Consider the following 19,374-nt stretch of genomic DNA (forward strand, 5'->3'; position numbering starts at 1 on the left):
GATTCCCGGGCTGCTCCGTTCGTCCTTGCGTGCGGGTATCAGCCCAAGGCGGTCGTCGGACGCTGAGATGTGAGGAGCGCGTAGCGATCTGATGCGCCTGTCGGCTTCCCCAGGGGCTCTGGTCAACCTCTCGTGCGGGTTGCCGCGCCCCTGGCCCGGAATCATGGATCTGGGGGCCGGATGCCCGGCGGGCCGGCGCCCGGCCCGCTCGTCCCATCTCTGAGGCGGCCGCTCCTCCAACGATGGACCGTGCCGTTTCTTTGGGGGTTTCCCGGCAGTCTTTCGGCTTTCCGGTTCGGGTCGGTCTGTCAAGGGTGGCCGAAGGCCATCGCGTAGCGACGCGACGAAGGAGCGCCCTTGACAGGCCGGCACGACACGGAAGGACGATGGGACTGACGGGAAGCCCCCAACCCGCTCTGATCCGGCCCCAGGGGCTACCGCCCGTCCGGCCCACCGGCCCGCAGACAGGGAGGCGGGTGGGCAACCCCCGCCCCGCCCCACCCCTCGAGGGGAGATAGCGGGCCCCCAGCACGAGCCGGCAAAGAGCCCGCCCGGGCCGTCAGCCCCGCAGCTTTCCCGCCAGTTGCGCCAGGAATGCCGATACGGCTGCCGGGCCCGGGAGGACCAGGTCGGCTCGGGCCGCGAGTTCGGGGACTTCCGCCGAGCCGCTGCAGACCAGGAGGCCCGGGAGGCCGTCGGCGCGGCGCTTCTCGACCGCCGAGTACGCCGCGAGGTCGCCCAGGTCGTCGCCCGCGTAGAGGACGGCCTCGGCTCCGCGTTCCGTGAGGAACTCGGTCAGTGCGACGCCCTTGTCCATGCCCGGCGGGCGCAGTTCCAGGACGGCGCGGCCCGGCTCGACCATCAGGCCGTGGCGGGCGGCGAGCTCCGCGAGGGGTTCGCGCAGGGCGTCGAAGGCCGCCGCCGGGTCTTCGGCGCGGCGGGTGTGGACGGCGAGTGCCTGGCCCTTCTCCTCGATCCAGGTCCCGCGCCAGGCGCCGATGGCGTCGAGGAAGCCCGGCAGCTCGGCCCGTACCGCGGCGACGCCGGGGTGTTCGGCGGGGGCGCGGACGATGCCGGTGACGGCGTCCCAGCGCTCGGCTCCGTAGTGGCCGAGGACGACGAGGTGCTCCAGTCCCGGTATCCCGGCGAAGCCGCCGTGGCGTACGGCGACGCCGGCCGGGCGGCCCGTGACGACGGCGACGGCGTCGACGCGGGGGGCGAGCTCGGCGAGGGCCGGTACGGCGTCCGGGTGGGCGCGGGCCTGGTCGGGGTCGGGGACGATCTCGGCGAGGGTGCCGTCGAAGTCGAGGGCGATGACGGCTCTGCGGGGTGTGCGGAGGAGGGCTTGGAGTCCCTCGCGTCCGGCTGCGGTGGCAGGCACGGGCATCGGCTGCGGATCATGCGGCTGGCTCCCCATACGGACGACCCTACCGGCGTGGCGCGGCCGCCGCCCAGGGTTCCCCCGGGGCCGCGCTACCGCCTGGCCCGCTGGGCCGCGCGGATGCGGCGGAGGCGGTTGACGGTGCCGGGGGCGTGGGCGAGGGCGCGGGGGTCGTCCATGAGGGCGTTGAGGAGCTGGTAGTAGCTGACGGGGGTGAGGCCGAGGGCCTCGCGTATCGCGCGTTCCTTGGCGCCGGGGCCGGGCCAGCTGCGGCCTTCGTAGGCGAGTACGGCGGCCTCGGCGGCGGTCAGCGGCCCGGGGGCCGCCTCCGCCGCCGCGCCGCCCGTGTCACCCGCCTGCCCGCCGTCCGTCATACGGCCAGATTAACGGCGCCCACCGACAGCGCTCGGGGGAAGGGTCAGCGTTCCCCGTCCGCCTTGCGCGCGGCGACGGCGATCTCCTCCAGGACCTTGGCGGGCTGTCCGCCCGGGGCGACGGTCTTGCCGATGTTCTGCTTGACGTCCTCGCTGACCTGGGCCCAGGACTTCTTGCCGACGGGGTAGAGCCTGGCGCTGGGCAGGGCGGTGAGGAAGGTCCTGAGCTGGGCGGCCGAGCCGCCGGTGCTGCCGGCCATGGCCCGGTAGCCGCTGGTGGTGACGGGCAGGAGGTCGTACTGGCTGGTGAAGGTGGTCACGTTCTTCGCGGAGAAGAGGTGGTCCAGGAACTTCCCGGACTCCTTCTTGTGGCCGTTCTTGAAGGCCATGACCCAGTCGGCGACGCCCATGGTGGAGTGGTCGGTGCCGTCGACGGTGGGCATGGCGACCATGCCGAACTTCACGCCCTTGCCGGCGGCCTGCTTCAGCAGGGTGGGGTGGCCGTTGAGCATGCCGACCTCGCCGCGCGTGAAGGCGTCGAAGGCGGCCTGGCGGTCGAGCTTGGCCGGTTCGACGGGGCCGGTGAGCTGCTGGCCGACCATCTTGTCGCGGAGGAACTCCAGCGACTTGACGTTCTCCGCGGAGTCGATCGAGTACGCCTCCTCGTTGTCGGTGTAGCCGCCGCCGCCCGCGAGCATCCACATCATCGTCTCGGCCTGGGCCTCTTCGCGGCCGAGCGGCAGCGCGAAGGGGGTGGGGACGTTGGCGGCCTTGAGCTTCTTGGCGGCGGCCTCGATGTCGGCCCAGCTCTTGGGCTGCCAGGGGGTGCTGCCGTCCTTGGGGATGATGCCGGCGTCGCCGAGGAGCTTGGTGTTGTAGAAGAGCAGCCGGGTGCTGGCGACGAAGGGCATCCCGTACTGGACCCGCTTGACCTTGCCCGCGTCGGCGAGGGGGGCGAGGAAGTCGGCCTCGGTGGTGACGGAGAGCAGTTCGTCGGCGGTGTAGAGCTTGCCGGCCTCGGCGTAGTCGGCGTAGGCGCCGATCTGGGCGATGTCGGGGGCCTTGCCGGCCTTGACCATCGCGGCGACCTTGGCGTCGACCTCCGACCAGGAGTAGACGCTGACCTCGACGTGGACGCCGGGGTTGTCCTTCTCGAAGGAGGTGGCGAGGTTCTTCCAGTAGCCGGAGGAGGAGTTCTGCGGATTGTCCCCGTAGTCGGCCGCCACGACCCGCAGGGTCACCTCGTTGTCCCCGGTGAGGCCGGACACGGTTCCGCAGCCCGCCAGTGTGGCCAGGGTCAGGCAGAGTGCGGCGCCGGTCGTCGCCGGCCTCAGGTAACGGCCCTTCACAGTTCTTGATCCACCCCAGGTTGTACGTACGATCCGACGTAAGGTCTACACCACTTTGGCGGCTCCTCCACATCCGGAACGGGGTGCGCCGCGGACTGTTTCCGGACTGTGTCCGTAAGGCGGTCCTGATTTGTATGGCCGGTCAACAATCCCCTCCAATGGACTAGACCTTTCCCCGCCGAGCACGCGAGACTGTCTGCTGTGAAACCCGTGAAACACGTCATCGCCCTCGATGTGGGCGGCACCGGGATCAAGGCCGCCCTCATCGGGGCGGACGACACCCTGCTGCACGAGGCACGCCGCGCCACCGGCCGCGAGCGGGGCCCCGACGCCGTCGTCGAGACGATCCTGGACTTCGCCGCCGAGCTCCTCGACCTCGGCCGGGAACGCTTCGGCACCTCCGCCTCGGCCGCCGGCGTCGCCGTCCCCGGCATCGTCGACGCCGAGCGCGGCACCGCCGTGTACGCGGCGAACCTCGGCTGGCGGGACGTCCCGATGCGCGACCTGCTCACCGCCCGCCTCGACGGGATCCCGGTCGCCCTCGGCCACGACGTCCGCACGGGCGGGCTCGCCGAGGGCCGCATCGGCGCGGGCGTGGGCGCCGAACGCTTCCTGTTCGTCCCGCTCGGCACCGGCATCGCCGGCGCCATCGGCATCGCCGGCCGCATCGAGGCCGGCGCCCACGGCTACGCGGGTGAGATCGGGCACATCGTGGTCCGCCCCGGCGGCCCCGCCTGCGGCTGCGGCCAGCACGGCTGCCTGGAGACCCTCGCCTCCGCCTCCGCCGTCAGCCGCGCCTGGGCCACCGCCTCCGGCGACCCCGACGCCGACGCCGCCGACTGCGCCAAAGCCGTCGAGTCCGGCGACGCGGCCGCCCGCGAGGTCTGGCTCGCCGCCATCGGCGCCCTCGCCGACGGCCTGGTCACCGCGATCACCCTGCTGGACCCGAGCACGCTGATCATCGGTGGCGGGCTCGCCGAGGCGGGGGAAACCTTGTTCACACCACTGAGGACGGCCGTCGAGGAGCGCGTGACGTTCCAGCGGCTGCCCGAGATCGTTCCGGCTGCCCTCGGGGACACCGCCGGATGCCTGGGCGCAGGGCTGCTCGCCTGGGACCTACTCGCCACGGAGGTACCGGCCTGATGTCCGGAAGCGCACAGAGCACCGTTCTCTCCGGCGCGAGGGTGGTGCTGCCCACCGGGATCGTGGCGGGCGGCCGCGTCATCGTGGAGGGCGCCCGGATCGCGGGCAGCGCCCCCGAGGACGCCGCGGTCCTCGACCTGTCCGGGCACTGGGTCGTCCCCGGCTTCGTGGACATGCACAACCACGGCGGCGGCGGCGCCTCCTTCACCTCCGGCACCGCCGAGGAGGTCCTCACCGGCGTACGCACCCACCGCGAGCACGGCACCACCACCCTCGTCGCCTCCACCGTCACCGGCGACCTGGACGAACTGGCCCGCCGCGCCGGGCTGCTCGCCGAGCTCACCCAGCAGGGCGAGATCGCCGGCATCCACTTCGAGGGCCCCTTCATCAACCCCTGCCGCAAGGGCGCCCACAAGGCCGACCTGCTGCGCGACCCCGACCCGGCCGAGGTCCGCAAGCTCGTCGACGCCGCGCACGGCGCCGCCCGCATGGTCACCCTCGCCACCGAACTCCCCGGCGGCCTGGACTCCGTACGGCTGCTGGCCGAGCACGGGGTCATCGCGGCGATCGGCCACACGGACTCCACGTACGACCAGACCCGCCAGGCCATCGACGCCGGCGCGACCGTCGCCACCCACCTCTACAACGCCATGCCCGGCCTGGAGCACCGCGCCCCCGGCCCGATCGCGGCGCTGCTGGAGGACGAGCGGGTCACCGTCGAGCTGATCAACGACGGCACCCACCTGCACCCGGCGATGCTGGAGCTGGCCTTCCACCACGCGGGCGCGCACCGCGTCGCGCTGATCACCGACGCGATGGACGCGGCCGGCTTCGGCGACGGCACCTACCACCTCGGCCCGCTGGAGGTGGAGGTCAAGGACGGCGTCGCCCGGCTCGTCGAGGGCGGTTCCATCGCCGGCTCGACGCTGACCCTGGACACCGCGTTCAAGCGGTCGGTGACGGTGGACCGGCTGCCCGTCGAGTCCGTGGTCCAGGCGATCTCGGCGAACCCGGCCAAACTGCTCGGCCTCTACGACGAGGTCGGCTCGCTGGAGCCCGGCAAGTACGCCGACCTGGTGGTCCTCGACGCCGCGTTCGACGTCAAGGGCGTCATGCGGCGCGGCGAATGGATCGTCAGCCCGCTGGACTGAACCGGCCTTTCATACGGCGCAAAGGGGGCGGCCCGCCCACGGGACTGGGATGGCCGCCCTCGATTTGGCATGATCCCGGCACACACCAAGACCGGGGCTGGCCATGATCCTCACCGTGACGCTCAACACCGCGCTCGACGTCACCCACCGGGTGCCGCGCATGCTGCCGCACACCTCCCACCGGGTCACCGGTGTCACCGAACGCGCCGGCGGCAAGGGCCTGAACGTGGCCCGGGTGCTCGGCGCGCTCGGCGAGGAGGTCACGGCGACCGGCTTCGCGGGCGGCCCCGCCGGGCAGACCGTGCGCGAACTCCTCGCCGGCGCACCCGGGGTGACCGACGCCCTCGTCCCCTGCGCGGGCACCACCCGGCGCACCCTGGCCGTCGTCGACGAGAGCACCGGCGACACCACCCAGTTCAACGAGCCCGGCCCGCTGATCTCCGCGGCCGAATGGGCCGCCTTCCTGGAGCGGTACGCCGAACTCCTCACCGGCGCCCGCGCGGTGGCCCTGTGCGGCAGCCTGCCCCCGGGCGTGCCGGTCGGCGCGTACGCGGTCCTCGTGCGGGCGGCCCGCGCGGCCGGGCTCCCCGTGCTGCTCGACACCAGCGGCGAGGCCCTGCGCCGCGGGGTCGCCGCCCGGCCGGACATCATCAAGCCGAACGCGGCCGAACTGGCGGAGCTGACCGGCGCCCGCGACCCGTTCCCCGCGACCCGTGACGCCCGCCGCCGGGGCGCCCAGGCGGTGGTGACCTCCCTCGGCCCCGCCGGGCTGCTCGCCGCCACCCCCGACGGCACCTGGGAGGCGGCCCCGCCCCGCCCGCTGCGCGGCAACCCGACCGGTGCGGGCGACTCCGCCGTCGCGGGCCTGCTCTCCGCCCTGACCGGGGGCCTGGACTGGCCCGAGCGCCTGGTCCGTGCGGTGGCCCTGTCCGCGGCCACCGTGCACGCCCCCACGGCCGGGGACTTCGATCCGCGCACGTACGAGGAGATCGCCCCGCAGATCAGGGCCGTGCCGGTGCCGGCCCCGTAGGCGCGCGGGAACGACGGAGGGGGAGACGCACCCGGTGCGCCTCCCCCTCGTGATGTCCGTCGCCGGCCGTCAGCCCCTGGCCCAGCCGGAGGTGAGGCGCAGCTGGTCGAATATGGCGTCGCACTGGTTGCCGGCCTCGCACGAGATCTTCATCGTGTTCGTGCCCTTCTTGAGGGTGACGAAGGCGTAGGTCCGGGTCCAGCCCTTGTCCCAGGCGCCCGCCTCGGCCTTGGAGAAGTTGGCCAGGTTCAGGGACTGCGTGGGCGACTGCCCGTTGACCGTCAGCGTGACCTTCGCGTCCTTGCCCGGCACCGCGTAGTTGACGTTCAGCGTGTAGTCGCCGGCCTCGGGCAGCTCGGCCGTCCAGGTCAGGGCGGCGCCCGTCTGGTTGAAGTTGCCGACGTACTGGCCGCCCGTGCTCTTGGAGCCGGCGACGCTGCTCTGGAGCGTCGCACCGCCGGTGAGGGCCATGCCGGCACCGGCGGCCTCGCCCTTGGGCAGCGGGGCCTTGGAGGGCTCGGGGGAGGCGCTCGTGTCGTTGTCGGGCTTCTTCGAGGGCTGCGCCGCCTGGGTCGGGCCGGTCGCCTGGTTCTTCCCGTCCTTGTCCTTGTCCTTGCCGAAGACCACGGCCGCGCCGATGCCGATGCCGACGGCCGCCACCACGGCGACCGCCGCGATCAGCAGGCCCCGGCGGCTGGAGCCGCCGCCGCGGCCGCCGCGGCGGGGCGGCACGCTCTGGCTCTGCGCCGTCTGCGCGGACGGCTGCTGCGGGACGCCGTAGCCGCCCGCCTGGAGGGCTTCGGGGGCCTGGTACTGGGCCTGGTAGGACTGCGGGGCCTGCTGCTGGGGAACGGCGCCGCGCTGGCCGCCGTACGTCCGCTCGCCGACCGTGCGCACCTGGTTGTACGAGGTCCGGGGGACGCCGGGCTGCGCTCCGGGCGGTCCGCCGGCCGTCGGGCCGGGGTAGCCGTATCCGCCGCCCTGACCGGGCGGGGTGGCTCCGGCGGCCTGGCCGTCCGCGTAGAGGTAGCCGAACGGGTCATCGTCCCCGGGCTGGTTGGCCCCACCGTGCGGGCCGTTGTTCGCGGGCGTCGTCATCGCAGGTCACTCCTTTCGACCCACGGGAGCCTACCCCGAACACGTGCGCACACGGGCGGCCCTCGGCCTCAGCCGGCCCGCCGGTGCGCCTTGGAACGGGACCGCTTCTCGATGTACATCCGCTGGTCGGCGGAGCGCAGCACCTCGTCCGCGGACATCCCGCAGCTGGCCCAGCCGATGCCGAAACTCGCGCCCACGCGGACCGCGCGGCCGTCGACCCGGATCGGCGGGATGATCGCGTTGCGCAGCCGTACGGCGAGGTCGGCGGCGTCGGCGGCGCCCAGGCCGTCGGCGAGGACGACGAACTCGTCACCACCCAGCCGGGCGACGGTGTCACCGTCCCTGACGCACGTCGTCAGGCGGCGGGCGACCTCGATGAGGACGGCGTCGCCGGTGTGGTGGCCGAACCGGTCGTTGATCGACTTGAAGCCGTCGAGGTCGCAGAAGAGGACGGCGAGCCCCTTCGTGCCGTCGTCGACGTCGGTGGCGGGCGCCACGGTGTGCACGTGGTGGTCGTACGGGCCGTCCGCGCTGCCCGGGAAGGCGCCGGGGAAGTCGAAGGCGTCGGCCGCCTGCCCGGGGGCGGGGGCGGGTGCGGCGGGGAAGCCGCCGTCGTAGGCGTGGTACTGCCCGGGGTGCTGCCCCTCGGGTGGAAAGCCGTGCTCGCCGGCACCACCCGCCTCGGGGCGGCCCTCGTACGCCGCGTCCAGCGCCTCGACCGCTCCGGCCCGTACGGACTGGGGCCGGCGACAGAGGCGCGCGCCGAGCCGGGAGCGCAGTTCGGCGCTGTTGGGGAGGCCGGTGAGGGAGTCGTGGCTGGCGCGGTGGGCGAGCTGGAGTTCGTGCCGCTTGCGCTCCTCGATGTCCTCGACGTGGGTGAGGAGGAAGCGGGGGCCGTCGGCGGCGTCGGCGACGACGGAGTTGCGCAGCGAGACCCATACGTACGTGCCGTCGCGCCGGCCCAGGCGCAGTTCGGCGCGGCCGCCCTCGGCGGAGGTGCGCAGCAGGGTGCCGATGTCCTCGGGGTGGACGAGGTCGGAGAAGGAGTAGCGGCGCAGCACGGAGGCGGGCCGGCCCAGCAGGCGGCACAGGGCGTCGTTGGTGCGCAGCAGCCGGCCGTGCTGGTCGCCGCCCATCTCGGCGATGGCCATGCCGCTGGGCGCGTACTCGAAGGCCTGCCGGAACGACTCTTCACTCGCGCGCAGCGCCTGCTGCTCGCGCTCGAGGCGGACGAGGGCCCGCTGCATGTTCGCGCGCAGCCTCGCGTTGCTGATCGCAATGGCGGCCTGGAAGGCGTACATCTGGAGCGCTTCGCGCCCCCACGCGCCGGGGCGGCGCCCGTTGCGCGGCCTGTCCACCGAAATGACACCCAGAAGTTCCCCGCCGGTCGCGTACATGGGGGCGTAGAGCCGGTCCTCGGGGTGCCACTCGTCCTGGAAGCGCGGATCGGGTCCGTCGGTGTGCCACTGGGGGACGTCGTCCTCCATCAGGACCCAGCCCTCGGTGTGCGGGATGAAGCGCAGGCCGTCCCAGTTCTCGCCCATGGTCAGGCGGCGTTCCCAGGCCGGGCGGGAGCCGACGCGTCCGGTGATCAGGGCCTCGGCGGCGGGGTCACCTGCGAAGGCGGCCACGACGAGGTCCCCGTCGGGGCGGACGAGGTTGACACAGGCGAGTTCGTAGCCGAGGCCCCTGACGATGCCGTCCACGACGGTCTGCAGGGTGTCCGCCAGGCTCCGGGCGGTGTTGAGCTCGGCCACCACCTGGTGCAGCTGCCGCAGGGTCGCAAGACGGACGTACGGCTCCGACTCGGTCTCCATTGCTCGCTCTCCCCGAGACCTCGACAGCAACTCCAGGTTTGTCATCGGCGTTTCGTTGCGGTGTCCCGTCCACTGAATCACAGTGAGCTGTGCGCCAGGTACACAGGGTCAACAAATCTTGCCCTCTGTGACTCAAGTCACATGAGATGAAGAAGGGCCGCGCCGGAAGGGGCGCACGGAGTGGGAGCGCTCCCCTTCCTTCCCGGAAGCAAACGATACGCCCGGCCTAGGCCGCGGGGCGGGGACACGGCTCGGACCAGGGGCCGATGTGCGCCGCACGGGGGCGGGACTAGCGTTCGGTACGTGCCCAAGACGACCCCCGTACACCCGGCCCCCGTGCTCACCACCCCCCATCCTGAGGGGGTGAGCAACGACGAGTTCCGGGCCGCCATGTCCCGGCTGGCCGCGGGCGTGTGCCTGATCACCGCGCACGAGCCGCCCCTGACCGCGGACGGCCCGCGCGGCGAGGACGTCGGCATGACGGCCACCGCCTTCATGTCGGTCTCCCTGGACCCGCCGCTCGTCCTGGTCAGCGTCCGCGAGGGGTCCCGGATGGACGACCTGCTCGCCGAGCAGCCGCTGTGGGCGGTCTCCCTCCTCGCGGACAGCCAGCTCCAGGTGGCCGGCCGGTTCTCGATGAAGGGCCGGATCAGCGACCGGCTGCTGTTCGAGGGGCTGCCCCTCGTACGCGGCGCCCTGTCCGGCGCGCTCCTGCTGACCGGCTCGCTCGCCACCCTGGAGTGCCGCACCGAGTCCCGCGTCACCGCCGGCGACCACACCCTCGTCATCGGCCGCGTCCTCGGCGCCGGCCTGCCGGTCCCGGACGCGCCGCCGCTGACGTACTTCCGCGGCCGCTACCGCCACCTGGCCCCGTAGGAACCGGTCGCGCGCCGCTACCAGTCGCGCGAGCTGCGGTTCCGCTTGGTCTCGCCGCGGGCCTTCTTCTCCCGCAGGCGCCGCTCGTTGATGCCGCGGGGGATCTTCGTCGCCCGGCGCGGCTTCGGCGGCGGGGCCGTGGCCTCCGCCAGCAGCGAGGCCAGCCGGACCAGCGCCATCTCCCTGTTGCGCAGCTGCGAGCGGTGCTCGGAGGCCCGTACCGTCACCACCCCGTCCACCAGCCGCGACGCGAGCCGCTCCAGCGCCCGCTCCTTCCACACCTCCGGCAGCGCCTTGGTCGCCGCCAGGTCGAACGAGAGCTCCACGCGCGAGTCCGAGGTGTTGACGTGCTGCCCGCCCGGTCCGGAGGAACGCGAGAACCGCCAGGCGAGCTCCGCCTCGGGGAGAACGACGGAACCGCGGATGACATGGGGACCAGGCATGGCCCTATGATCGGCCCCCGCCCGCGCCGCCGTCACCCGCATTTCCGCGTCCTGGAACCTCCGCGCCCCCTCGCCGCGTTATGAAGGGCAGCGGTAACTTGACCCCACATCGCGGTCAAGCGTCGAGGAAGGACACCAGTCAAAATGGCAGTAAGCCTGTCCAAGGGCGGCAACGTCTCGCTCTCGAAGGAGGCCCCCGGCCTCAGCGCCGTCACGGTAGGCCTCGGCTGGGACGTGCGCACGACGACCGGTGTCGACTTCGACCTCGACGCCTCGGCCATCGCGGTCAACGCGATGGGCAAGGTCGTCTCCGACGGCCACTTCGTCTTCTTCAACAACAAGTCCACCCCGGACCAGACCATCGTCCACACCGGCGACAACCGCACGGGCGCGGGCGCGGGCGACGACGAGGCCATCAACGTGAACCTCGCGGGCCTGCCCGCCGACGTCGACAAGATCGTCTTCCCGGTCTCGATCTACGACGCCGAGAACCGCAGCCAGAACTTCGGCCAGGTCCGCAACGCCTACATCCGCGTCGTGAACCAGGCCGGCGGCGCCGAGATCGCCCGCTACGACCTCTCCGAGGACGCGGCCACCGAGACCGCCATGGTCTTCGGCGAGCTCTACCGCAACGGCGCCGAGTGGAAGTTCCGCGCCGTCGGCCAGGGCTACGCCTCCGGCCTCGTCGGCATCGCCCAGGACTTCGGCGTCAACGTCTGACCCGCGTCCCACCAAGCCGAAGCCCCCTGCCCGGCCGCGTCCGGGAGGGGGCTCCGGCTTCGCCGCCGGCCACCCGGGGGCCCGACCGGGCGGCCCGACCCGGCGGCCACGGCCACGCCCGCGGCCTACGCCTTGGGGCGCCCCTCCCCGTACAGCCACACGTCCCACACCTTCTTCAGGTCGTGGCCCGTGCGCCGCTCCGCGTACGCCGTGAAGTCCGCGGTGCTCGCGTTGCCGTACCGGTGGTCGGCGACCCAGCCGCGCAGCAGGTCGAAGAACTTCTCGTCCCCCACCTCCTGCCGGATCCGGTGCAGCACCATCGCACCCCGGTAGTACACCGGCGCGTCCGAGACGTGGCCGGCACCGGGCGGCGCGGCGGGCGGGAACGCCGCCCAGTCCCCGCCGGCCTGGTCGTCGACCGAGGTGTCACCCGTCAGGAACGCCTCGAAGCGGCGCTGTGCGCCCACCCCGCCGTGGTCCTCGGACCACAGCCACTCCGCGTACGTGGCGAAGCCCTCGTTGAGCCACATGTCCTTCCAGGTCTTCGGCGACACCGAGTTCCCGAACCACTGGTGGGCCATCTCGTGCACCACGAGACCCTCGTCGGGCGCGCCCGAGTAGACGGGCTTGGTCTGCGTCTCCAGCGCGTACGCGAGGGTCCGCGCGGGCATCACGATCGAACCGGCGGTACCGAAGGGGTACGGGCCGAACCGGGCGCCGCCCCACTCCACGACCTCCGGCAGCCGCTTCAGCGCCGCCCCGCTGCCCGCCGCCTCACCGGGAGCGACGGCCTGGTACACCGCGACCCCCGACGGGGTCCGCCCGGTGCTCACCTCGAACTTCCCGATGGCCACGGTCGCCAGGTAGCTGGCCATCGGCTCCGGGCTGTGCCACGCGAACTCCGTCCGCCCGTCCCCCACCTCCCGGCGGGAGCGCAGCTGCCCGTTGGACACGGCCTCGTACCCGTCCGGGACGGTGACCGTCACGTCGTACGCGGCCTTGTCGCTCGGGTGGTGGTTGCCGGGGAACCAGCCCATCGACCCGACCGGCTCGCCGACGGCGACCGCACCGTCCTCGGTGGTGATCCAGCCCTCGTGCGCCCCGTCGGGATCGACGACGGGCTTCGGCCGGCCGGTGTAGTCCACCCTCGTACGGAAGACCTCGCCCTTCTTCAGGTCCTTGGCCGGGCGCACCGTCAGCTCGTTGCCGGTCCGGTTGAACCGCGCCCCCGCGCCCTGCACGTCCACGGCCTCGACCTTCAGCCCGCTCAGGTCGAGGTTGAAGGAGCTGAGTCCCTGCTCGGCGCGGGCGGTGATGACGGCCGTGCCGTGCAGCCGGCCGTCGGCGGGGTCGTAGGCGAGGTCCAGCGCGTAGTGCTCGACCTGGTAGCCGCCGTTGCCCGCCCGCGGGAAGAACGGGTCCCGCAGCCCGGACGCACCGGGCCGCCCCTGCACCGTCGCGCCCGTACATCCCGTCGCGAGGACGAGGAGGGCGGTGACGGCGGGGACGGCCAGGCGCTTGAGTTCCACGCCCCGATCCTAAGGAGCGGAGCCCGCACTCACTGCTGCAGGGACTCCACGCCGGCCTTGGCGAACTTCTCGTCCAGGTCGCCGCTCGGGGCGCCGGCCACGCCGATGCCGGCGACCGGGGCGCCGTTCGCCTGCACGGGGGCGCCGCCGCCCAGGAAGAGGGTGCCGGGGATGTCCTTCAGGTTCGGGGCCTGCGCGAGGCGGCCCACGAGGACGGAGGTCGGGGCGTTCCAGGACACGGCGGTGAAGGCCTTGCGCTGCGCCGACTCGTAGGACTGCGGGCCCGCACCGTCGCCGCGCAGGGTGACGATCGTGTTGCCGTTGCGGTCGACGACGGCCACGGTGACCTTCTGGTTCTCCTTCTCCGCGGCCTCCAGCGCGGCCTGCGCGGCACGGGTGGCGGCGCCGATGGTGAGGTGCGTGGAGGTGGTGAAGTTCTTGTCCGAGTCCTTCTTGGCCGGCGCGGCCGGGGTGGCGCTGGCGGTGACGGCGCCGAAGGTCCCGGCGCCGAGGACGACGGCGAGGGCGGTGCCGGTGAGGACGCGGGTGCGGGTGTTCATGTCAGCTCCTGGTGGGTCGTCGGCTTGGCTCCCCCCAAGCCTCGCCCCGCCCCCCGCCCCGGGCCGTCCCCGTACCGGCTGAGCCCGGCGACCGCACCGGTTGACCCGGGGGTCATCCGATCGGCCGATGCGGCGGGCCCGGCCGCCCGCTTGGCTGTCCCCTACCCGCCCTTCGCCCGTTCCCCGGGGCTCCGCCCCGGACCCCGTACGGGCGCTCCGCGCCCGTCGCCTCAAACGCCGGCGGGGCTGTTCACAGCCCCGCCGGCGTTTGAGGCGCGGGGGTCTGGGGGCGGAGCCCCCAGGGAACCCCGCGCAGCGGGACACCCGTACCCGCCCGGCCAGGGCAGAGGCAGTATGGACACCACAGCCCCACCCCCAGGAGCCACGCAGTGACCCGGGCACCCGACACCCGCACCCTCGCCACCGTCATGCACACGGCGTTCTTCCTCCTGCTCGGCGCCTCGGTGGCCCGCTTCCTGCTGCGCCACCCCGGCGAACCCCGCACCCCCTGGGTGATCTCCCTCGGCATCGCCCTCGCCCTGCTGTACGTCCTCGGCCCCGCCGTCGGCGTCACCCAGGCCGCCCACGCCACCGACCGGCCGGCCCCCACCCTGCGCCGCAGGCTCTGGCTCGGGCTCGTCGTCGCCACCTGGGTGGTCCTCGTCGTGCTCGCCCCGAGCTTCGCGTGGTGCGCCGTACCGCTGTTCTTCACCGCCCTGCGCACCCTCCCCCCGCGCGCCGCCGTGGCCCTGGTCGCCGTACTCACCGTCTTCGTCGTCGCGGCCCAGATGAAGCTCTCCACCGCCTTCGACCCCAACCTCCTGCTGGCCCCGCCCGCCATCGCCGCCCTCGCCACGGCCGTCTTCGTCCACATGGAGCGCCAGGCCCGCGCCCAGCGCGCGCTGATCGACGACCTGATCCGCACCCGCAGGGAACTCGCCGCCACCGAACGCCGCGAAGGCACCCTCGCCGAACGGCAGCGGCTGTCCATGGAGATCCACGACACCCTGGCCCAGCACCTGTCCAGCCAGCAGATGCTGCTCCAGGCCGCCGACCGCACCTGGGACAGCGACCCGGCCACCGCCCGCGCCCACGTCCGCACCGCCAACGGCATCGCCGCCCGCGGCCTCGCCGAGGCCCGCCGCCTCGTCCACGACCTGGCCCCGCCCGAGCTGGACAACGGCGCCGGCCTCGCCGAGGCCCTGCGCGCGCTGGACGCCGGGCCCGGCGTCGAGGTCCGCTTCCACCTGGAGGGCGTACCGGCCCCCCTCCCGGACCGCACCGAGTCGGCCCTCCTGCGCATCGCCCAGGGCGCCCTGGCCAACATCCGCGAGCACGCCCACGCGCACACCGCCGCCCTCACCCTGAGCTTCCTCGGCGACCAGGTGGTCCTGGACATCGCGGACGACGGCGCCGGCTTCACCGCCGCCGCCTCCGACCCCGGCCGCGGTCACGGCCTCCCGGCCATGCGCGCCCGCGTGCGCCAGCTGGGCGGCAGCCTGACGATCGAATCCACCCTCGGCGAAGGCACCGTCCTCTCCGCCTCGATCCCCCTGGAGCCCGCCGGATGACGACGATCCTCCTCTGCGACGACCACGTGGTGGTCCGCGCCGGACTCCTCGCGCTCCTCGGCAGCGAGCCGGACATCGAGGTGCTCGGCGAGGCGGGCAGCGGCGAGGAGGCGGTCGCGCTGGCCGCCAAACTCCGCCCGGACGTGGTCCTGATGGACCTCCAGCTGGGCGAGGGCATCGACGGCGTCGAAGCCACCCGCCGCATCACCGCCCTCCCCGGCCCGCCGCACGTCCTGGTCCTCACCACGTACGACACGGACGCGGACATCACCCGGGCGATCGGCGCGGGCGCGACCGGCTACCTGCTGAAGGCGGAACGCCCCGAGGAACTGTTCGCCGCCATCCACTCGGCGGCGGCCGGCCGCACCACGCTGTCCGCACCCGTCGCGAGCCGGGTCATGGCCCACATGCGCGGTACGCGGCCCACCCTCACCGACCGCGAACTCGACATCCTGGGGCAGCTGGCCCGGGGCCTGGGCAACCGCGACATCGCCCGCGCGCTGTTCATCAGCGAGGCCACCGTCAAGACCCACCTGGGCCGCATCTACGACAAGCTCGGCGTCGACACGCGCGCGGGCGCGGTGGCGGTGGCCAAGGAACAGCGCCTGCTGCCCTCCTAGACCGTGTCCGCGTCCGCAGCCGTGCCCGGGCCCGCGTCCGCGGCCCCGGCCGCGGCGCGCTCGGCCAGCCTCAGCCGCCACTGCTCCATGACCCCGCGCAGGGACTCGTTCACGAGCGTCAGCAGCTCGACGGAGGACTCGAAGCGGGCCCCCGCCGGAGTCGAGGCCCCGAGGATCTCGGCCCCGCGCTGCGACGCCGCCACCAGGACGTCGTTCATCTGCGCGGCCGAGAGCAGCGACCGCAGCCAGAGCTGGTCGTCGATGGCGTAGCGCTCGCGGCGCGCCCCGGGAGTCCGTTCCCGCCTGAGCATCCCCTGCCCTTCGAGCCAGGCGACGGCGTGCGAGACGGACGCCGGGCTCACGTGGAGCCGCTCGACCAGCTCGGCGGCGGTGAGGGCGCCCGAGTCGGTGGTGTAGAGGCAGGCCAGCACCCTGGAGACCATCGGCGGCAGCCCCTGCCCGGCCAGCAGCCCAGTGAAGGACTCGGTGAACTCCCGCACCGCCCGCGGGTCCCGCCCGTGACCGGCGTCGGGAACCGGCGGCGCCGCCGGACGCACCTCCTTGCGCCGCCGCGCACGGTGCCGCGCGGCCTCCTGCGCCCGGTCCGCGCCGTAGCCCCCGGGGCCACCGTTGCGGGTGACCTCCCGCATGACGGTCGAGGCGGGCCGGGCCATCCGGCGGCCGATCTCCGCGTATCCGAGGCCCTCGGCCAGCCAGGTGGCGATGTGCCGGCGTTCCTCGCCGGTGAGCCGTCCTCCGGGCATCGGTGCTCGTCTCCCCTCGTCGACAGCCGCAGTATGCATCCACCCCCACCCCATTGCAATCCACCCTCCGGCACCCCATTGCGTTCACCCCCAGAACCATTGCAACACTTACCCCAACTTCCATCACCACCAGCAAAATCACCCCCCAAAAGTTCGTTGACGCATCCATAAACGCAATGTAGCTTCGAGCGAGTTCAGCGGTTCTCAAACACTCACGGGGAGACATGACGATGGGACAGAACGGCTTCACCGAGGCGGGCCTGCGCAAGATGCGCGACGTGCTGACCCGGCACGTCGAATCGGGGAGGATCCCCGGCCTCGTCGCCCTCGTCAGCCGCGGCGACGAGACGCACGTCGAGGCGATCGGCACCATGCGCCACGACGGCGGCGCCCCGATGCGCCGGGACACGATCTTCCGGATGGCCTCCACGTCCAAGCCCGTCGCGATGGCGGCCGCGATGGCCCTCGTCGACGACTGCGAGATCCGGCTGGACGACACCGTCGAGCAGTGGCTGCCCGAACTCGCCGGCCGCCAGGTGCTGGCGCGGATCGACGGCCCGCTGGACGAGACCGTCCCCGCCCGACGGCCGATCACCGTACGGGACCTGCTGAACTCCACCTTCGGACTCGGCATCGACCTGACGGCGATGGGCTCCCCGATCACGGCCGCCCTCTTCGAACGGGGCGTCTTCACCCAGGGCGGCGAGCCCGCACCCGAGCAGGACGAGTGGATGCGCCGCCTCGGCACGCTCCCCCTGATGCGCCAGCCCGGAGAGCAGTGGCAGTACCACATCAGCCACGACGTGCTCGGCGTCCTCGTCTCCAGGGTCACGGGCAAGCCGTTCGAAACGTTCCTGCGCGAGCGGGTCCTCGACCCGCTGGGCATGAAGGACACGGGCTTCCACGTACCCGCCGACAAGATCGACCGGCTTCCTCCCAGCTACGCCCCCGACCCGCAGACCGGTGAGTTCCACGTGTGGGACGAGGCCGCAGGCGGCCGCTACAGCGCGCCCCCGGCGTTCCAGTCCGGCGGCGGCGGGCTGGTCTCCACCGTCGACGACTACCACGCGTACTTCCGCATGCTGCTGAACCAGGGCACGCACGGAGGCGAGCGGATCCTGTCCCGGCCCGCCGTCGAGCTCATGACCACCAACAGCCTCACGGCCGAGCAGGAGGCCACCCGCTCCGCCCTGGCCCGCAACAGCGTCCACGTGTCCTTCGGCCAGGGCCAGCAGGGCGGCTGGGGCTTCGGCATGGCGGTCCGCACCTACCGCGGCGACTACGCGCCCGTCGGCCAGTTCGGCTGGGACGGCGGCACCGGCACCTCGGCCTACGCCGACCCGCACAACCAGCTCACCGGCATCCTCCTCATGCAGGTGGGCCTCACCAACCCGGCCCCGGCCCGGGTCATCCACGACTTCTGGACCACGACGTACCAGGCCCTGGAGAACTGACCCCACCCCCCGGGACCCTCCAGCCCCGCCGGCCCCTCCAGCCCCGTCGGCGTTTGAGGCGCGGGGGTCTGGGGGCGGAGCCCCCAGAAGCGGGCCCGGGCCCAGCCCGGGACCCTCCAGCCCCGCCGGCGTTTGAGGCGCGGGTCCGGGCGGAGCCCGGGGAACGGTGGAAGGGCGGGTAGGGGACGGCCCCGCGCAGCGGCCCCCACCCGGCCCCACCCCCTCCCCGCCCGGCCAGAGCAAGGGCCCGGATCCGGACACTCCGCCCCGCTCTTCGGACAACCCCCCACCGCACACCTCCCCCACCCCCACCCCCCGATGACACGCTCGCCCCCGCCGTCACCCGGCCACCACCCCGGCCACCGCGAACCGCGAACCGCGAAGGAGCCCGCGTGTCACACCCCCACCGCCCCCGCCGCCTCGCCCTCACCGCCGCCGCCCTGCTCGGCGCAGCCGCCCTCGCCTCCACCACCCCCGCCACAGCGGGAACCGGCGCAGCCACCGGCACCGGCATCACCCAGTACTCCGCCACCGTCCCCCTCGGCACCACCTCCACCGGCACCACCCCCACCGCCTACCAGCTCCAGGACCCCACCCGCGGCGGCCAACGCACCCTCGACGCCCTCAACCAGACCGACAACCCCGGCGTCCCCTTCACCGACGCCGACAACACCTGGGGCGACGGCACCCCCGCCCACCGCCAGACCGCGGCCGCCGACGTCCACTACGCCACCGCCGTGACCTGGGACTTCTACAAGGCCGCCTTCAACCGCAACGGCGTCCGCGGCGACGGCGCCGGCACCACCTCCCGCGTCCACTACGGCAGCGGCTTCGGCAACGCCTTCTGGAGCGACAGCTGCGCCTGCGTCACCTACGGCGACGGCACCACCCCCGGACGCCCGCCGACCTCCCTCGACGTCGTCGGCCACGAACTGGCCCACGGCCTGACCGCCTCCACCGCCCGCCTCGGCTACAGCGGGGAGCCCGGCGCACTCAACGAGGGCACCTCGGACATCCTCGCCACCGCCGGCGAGTTCTTCGCGGAGAACAAGGCCGACCCCGGCGACTACCTCCTCGGCGAGCGCGTCTTCGACGGCCCGCCCCGCCGCATGGACCGCCCCAGCGCCGACGGCGTCTCCCGCGACTACTGGTCGTCCGACATCGCCGCCCTCGACCCCCACGCCGGCTCCGGCCCCGCCCGCCACTTCTACTACCTCCTCGCCGAAGGCAGCGGCCCCAAGGTCATCGACGGCGTCGCCTACGACTCCCCCACCCACGACGGCTCCAAGCTCCTCGGCATCGGCCGCGACAAGGCCACCCGCATCTGGTACCGGGCACTGACCCTCCACATGCGCTCCACCACCAACTACGCCGGCGCCCGCACCGCCACCCTCCGCGCCGCCGCCGACCTCTACGGCCCCTCCGCCCCCGAGACCGCCCGCGTCGCCGCCGCCTGGACCGCCGTCAACGTCCGCTGACCCGGACGGCACCACC

18 protein-coding genes are annotated in these 19,374 nt (G+C 73.4%); 9 read left to right on the plus strand and 9 right to left on the minus strand.

Annotated elements, in window-relative coordinates; all coding sequences use genetic code 11:
* Positions 1-559: 559 nt before the first annotated feature.
* Genes otsB through ABD973_RS14475 form a run of 3 tightly spaced genes read right to left on the minus strand, consistent with a single transcriptional unit; the run spans position 560 to position 3,104 of the window.
* Positions 560-1,417 (minus strand): trehalose-phosphatase, encoded by an 858-nt coding sequence (otsB, locus tag ABD973_RS14465; RefSeq protein ID WP_345500267.1) that lies wholly within the window; start codon positions 1,415-1,417, stop codon positions 560-562.
* A gap of 56 nt (positions 1,418-1,473) precedes the next feature.
* The gene (locus ABD973_RS14470) at positions 1,474-1,755 is read right to left on the minus strand and encodes a DUF3263 domain-containing protein (RefSeq protein ID WP_125604044.1); all 282 of its coding nucleotides are present in this window, start codon (positions 1,753-1,755) and stop codon (positions 1,474-1,476) included.
* A 44-nt stretch (positions 1,756-1,799) separates the two neighbouring features.
* On the minus strand, positions 1,800-3,104 hold the full coding sequence (locus ABD973_RS14475) for an extracellular solute-binding protein (RefSeq protein WP_446696981.1): 1,305 nt from the start codon (positions 3,102-3,104) through the stop codon (positions 1,800-1,802).
* Positions 3,105-3,314: 210 nt separating this feature from the next.
* On the opposite strand from ABD973_RS14475, the gene ABD973_RS14480 reads away from it, so the two are divergent.
* The 3 genes from ABD973_RS14480 (at position 3,315) to ABD973_RS14490 (ending at position 6,428) form a co-directional block, all read left to right on the plus strand.
* Positions 3,315-4,247, plus strand: a complete 933-nt coding sequence (locus ABD973_RS14480) for an ROK family protein (protein ID WP_125604046.1) — start codon at positions 3,315-3,317, stop codon at positions 4,245-4,247.
* Positions 4,247-5,398 carry an N-acetylglucosamine-6-phosphate deacetylase gene (nagA, locus tag ABD973_RS14485; RefSeq protein ID WP_125604043.1) on the plus strand — a complete coding sequence of 384 codons (1,152 nt, stop codon included), beginning with the start codon at positions 4,247-4,249 and terminating at the stop codon, positions 5,396-5,398. Before ABD973_RS14480 ends, nagA begins: the two co-directional genes overlap by 1 nt.
* A 103-nt stretch (positions 5,399-5,501) precedes the next feature.
* Positions 5,502-6,428, plus strand: a complete 927-nt coding sequence (locus ABD973_RS14490) for a 1-phosphofructokinase family hexose kinase (protein WP_125821907.1) — start codon at positions 5,502-5,504, stop codon at positions 6,426-6,428.
* A gap of 69 nt (positions 6,429-6,497) precedes the next feature.
* Here ABD973_RS14490 and ABD973_RS14495 read toward each other — a convergent pair whose 3' ends face one another.
* Both ABD973_RS14495 and cdgB read right to left on the minus strand, forming a co-directional pair.
* Positions 6,498-7,526: a CBM35 domain-containing protein gene (locus tag ABD973_RS14495; RefSeq protein WP_345500268.1), complete on the minus strand. Its 1,029-nt coding sequence runs from the start codon at positions 7,524-7,526 to the stop codon at positions 6,498-6,500.
* Between the two features lie 68 nt (positions 7,527-7,594).
* Complete coding sequence (cdgB, locus tag ABD973_RS14500) at positions 7,595-9,343, minus strand: diguanylate cyclase CdgB (protein ID WP_345500269.1); 1,749 nt, start codon at positions 9,341-9,343, stop codon at positions 7,595-7,597.
* Between the two features lie 303 nt (positions 9,344-9,646).
* On the opposite strand from cdgB, the gene ABD973_RS14505 reads away from it, so the two are divergent.
* The gene (locus ABD973_RS14505) at positions 9,647-10,219 is read left to right on the plus strand and encodes a flavin reductase family protein (protein ID WP_241253318.1); all 573 of its coding nucleotides are present in this window, start codon (positions 9,647-9,649) and stop codon (positions 10,217-10,219) included.
* A gap of 17 nt (positions 10,220-10,236) precedes the next feature.
* Here the strand turns inward: ABD973_RS14505 and arfB are convergent, their stop codons facing one another.
* On the minus strand, positions 10,237-10,662 hold the full coding sequence (gene arfB / locus ABD973_RS14510; RefSeq protein WP_125821904.1) for an alternative ribosome rescue aminoacyl-tRNA hydrolase ArfB: 426 nt from the start codon (positions 10,660-10,662) through the stop codon (positions 10,237-10,239).
* 144 nt (positions 10,663-10,806) lie between these two features.
* Here arfB and ABD973_RS14515 point away from each other — a divergent pair, with 144 nt between their 5' ends.
* Entirely contained in the window at positions 10,807-11,382 is a 576-nt protein-coding gene (locus ABD973_RS14515) for a TerD family protein (protein WP_125603209.1), read from the plus strand.
* Positions 11,383-11,507: 125 nt separating this feature from the next.
* Here the strand turns inward: ABD973_RS14515 and ABD973_RS14520 are convergent, their stop codons facing one another.
* Both ABD973_RS14520 and ABD973_RS14525 read right to left on the minus strand, forming a co-directional pair.
* Positions 11,508-12,911 carry a M1 family metallopeptidase gene (locus ABD973_RS14520; protein ID WP_345500270.1) on the minus strand — a complete coding sequence of 468 codons (1,404 nt, stop codon included), beginning with the start codon at positions 12,909-12,911 and terminating at the stop codon, positions 11,508-11,510.
* Between the two features lie 29 nt (positions 12,912-12,940).
* Positions 12,941-13,471: a GlcG/HbpS family heme-binding protein gene (locus tag ABD973_RS14525; protein ID WP_125603215.1), complete on the minus strand. Its 531-nt coding sequence runs from the start codon at positions 13,469-13,471 to the stop codon at positions 12,941-12,943.
* A 428-nt stretch (positions 13,472-13,899) separates the two neighbouring features.
* Here ABD973_RS14525 and ABD973_RS14530 point away from each other — a divergent pair, with 428 nt between their 5' ends.
* Positions 13,900-15,042 carry a sensor histidine kinase gene (locus tag ABD973_RS14530; protein ID WP_345504587.1) on the plus strand — a complete coding sequence of 381 codons (1,143 nt, stop codon included), beginning with the start codon at positions 13,900-13,902 and terminating at the stop codon, positions 15,040-15,042.
* Entirely contained in the window at positions 15,039-15,662 is a 624-nt protein-coding gene (locus ABD973_RS14535; protein ID WP_007265532.1) for a response regulator, read from the plus strand. Before ABD973_RS14530 ends, ABD973_RS14535 begins: the two co-directional genes overlap by 4 nt.
* Here the strand turns inward: ABD973_RS14535 and ABD973_RS14540 are convergent.
* Entirely contained in the window at positions 15,659-16,426 is a 768-nt protein-coding gene (locus ABD973_RS14540) for a GbsR/MarR family transcriptional regulator (protein ID WP_125821901.1), read from the minus strand. The genes ABD973_RS14535 and ABD973_RS14540 overlap by 4 nt on opposite strands.
* A 224-nt stretch (positions 16,427-16,650) precedes the next feature.
* On the opposite strand from ABD973_RS14540, the gene ABD973_RS14545 reads away from it, so the two are divergent.
* Together ABD973_RS14545 and ABD973_RS14550 are read left to right on the plus strand one after the other, a co-directional pair.
* A complete protein-coding gene (locus ABD973_RS14545) occupies positions 16,651-17,880 on the plus strand; it encodes a serine hydrolase domain-containing protein (protein WP_125821900.1) in 1,230 nt (409 codons plus the stop codon).
* A gap of 392 nt (positions 17,881-18,272) precedes the next feature.
* Entirely contained in the window at positions 18,273-19,358 is a 1,086-nt protein-coding gene (locus ABD973_RS14550; RefSeq protein ID WP_345500271.1) for a M4 family metallopeptidase, read from the plus strand.
* Positions 19,359-19,374: the final 16 nt, after the last annotated feature.

It is taken from the genome of Streptomyces racemochromogenes, from assembly GCF_039535215.1.
GTDB classification, from domain to species: domain Bacteria; phylum Actinomycetota; class Actinomycetes; order Streptomycetales; family Streptomycetaceae; genus Streptomyces; species Streptomyces racemochromogenes.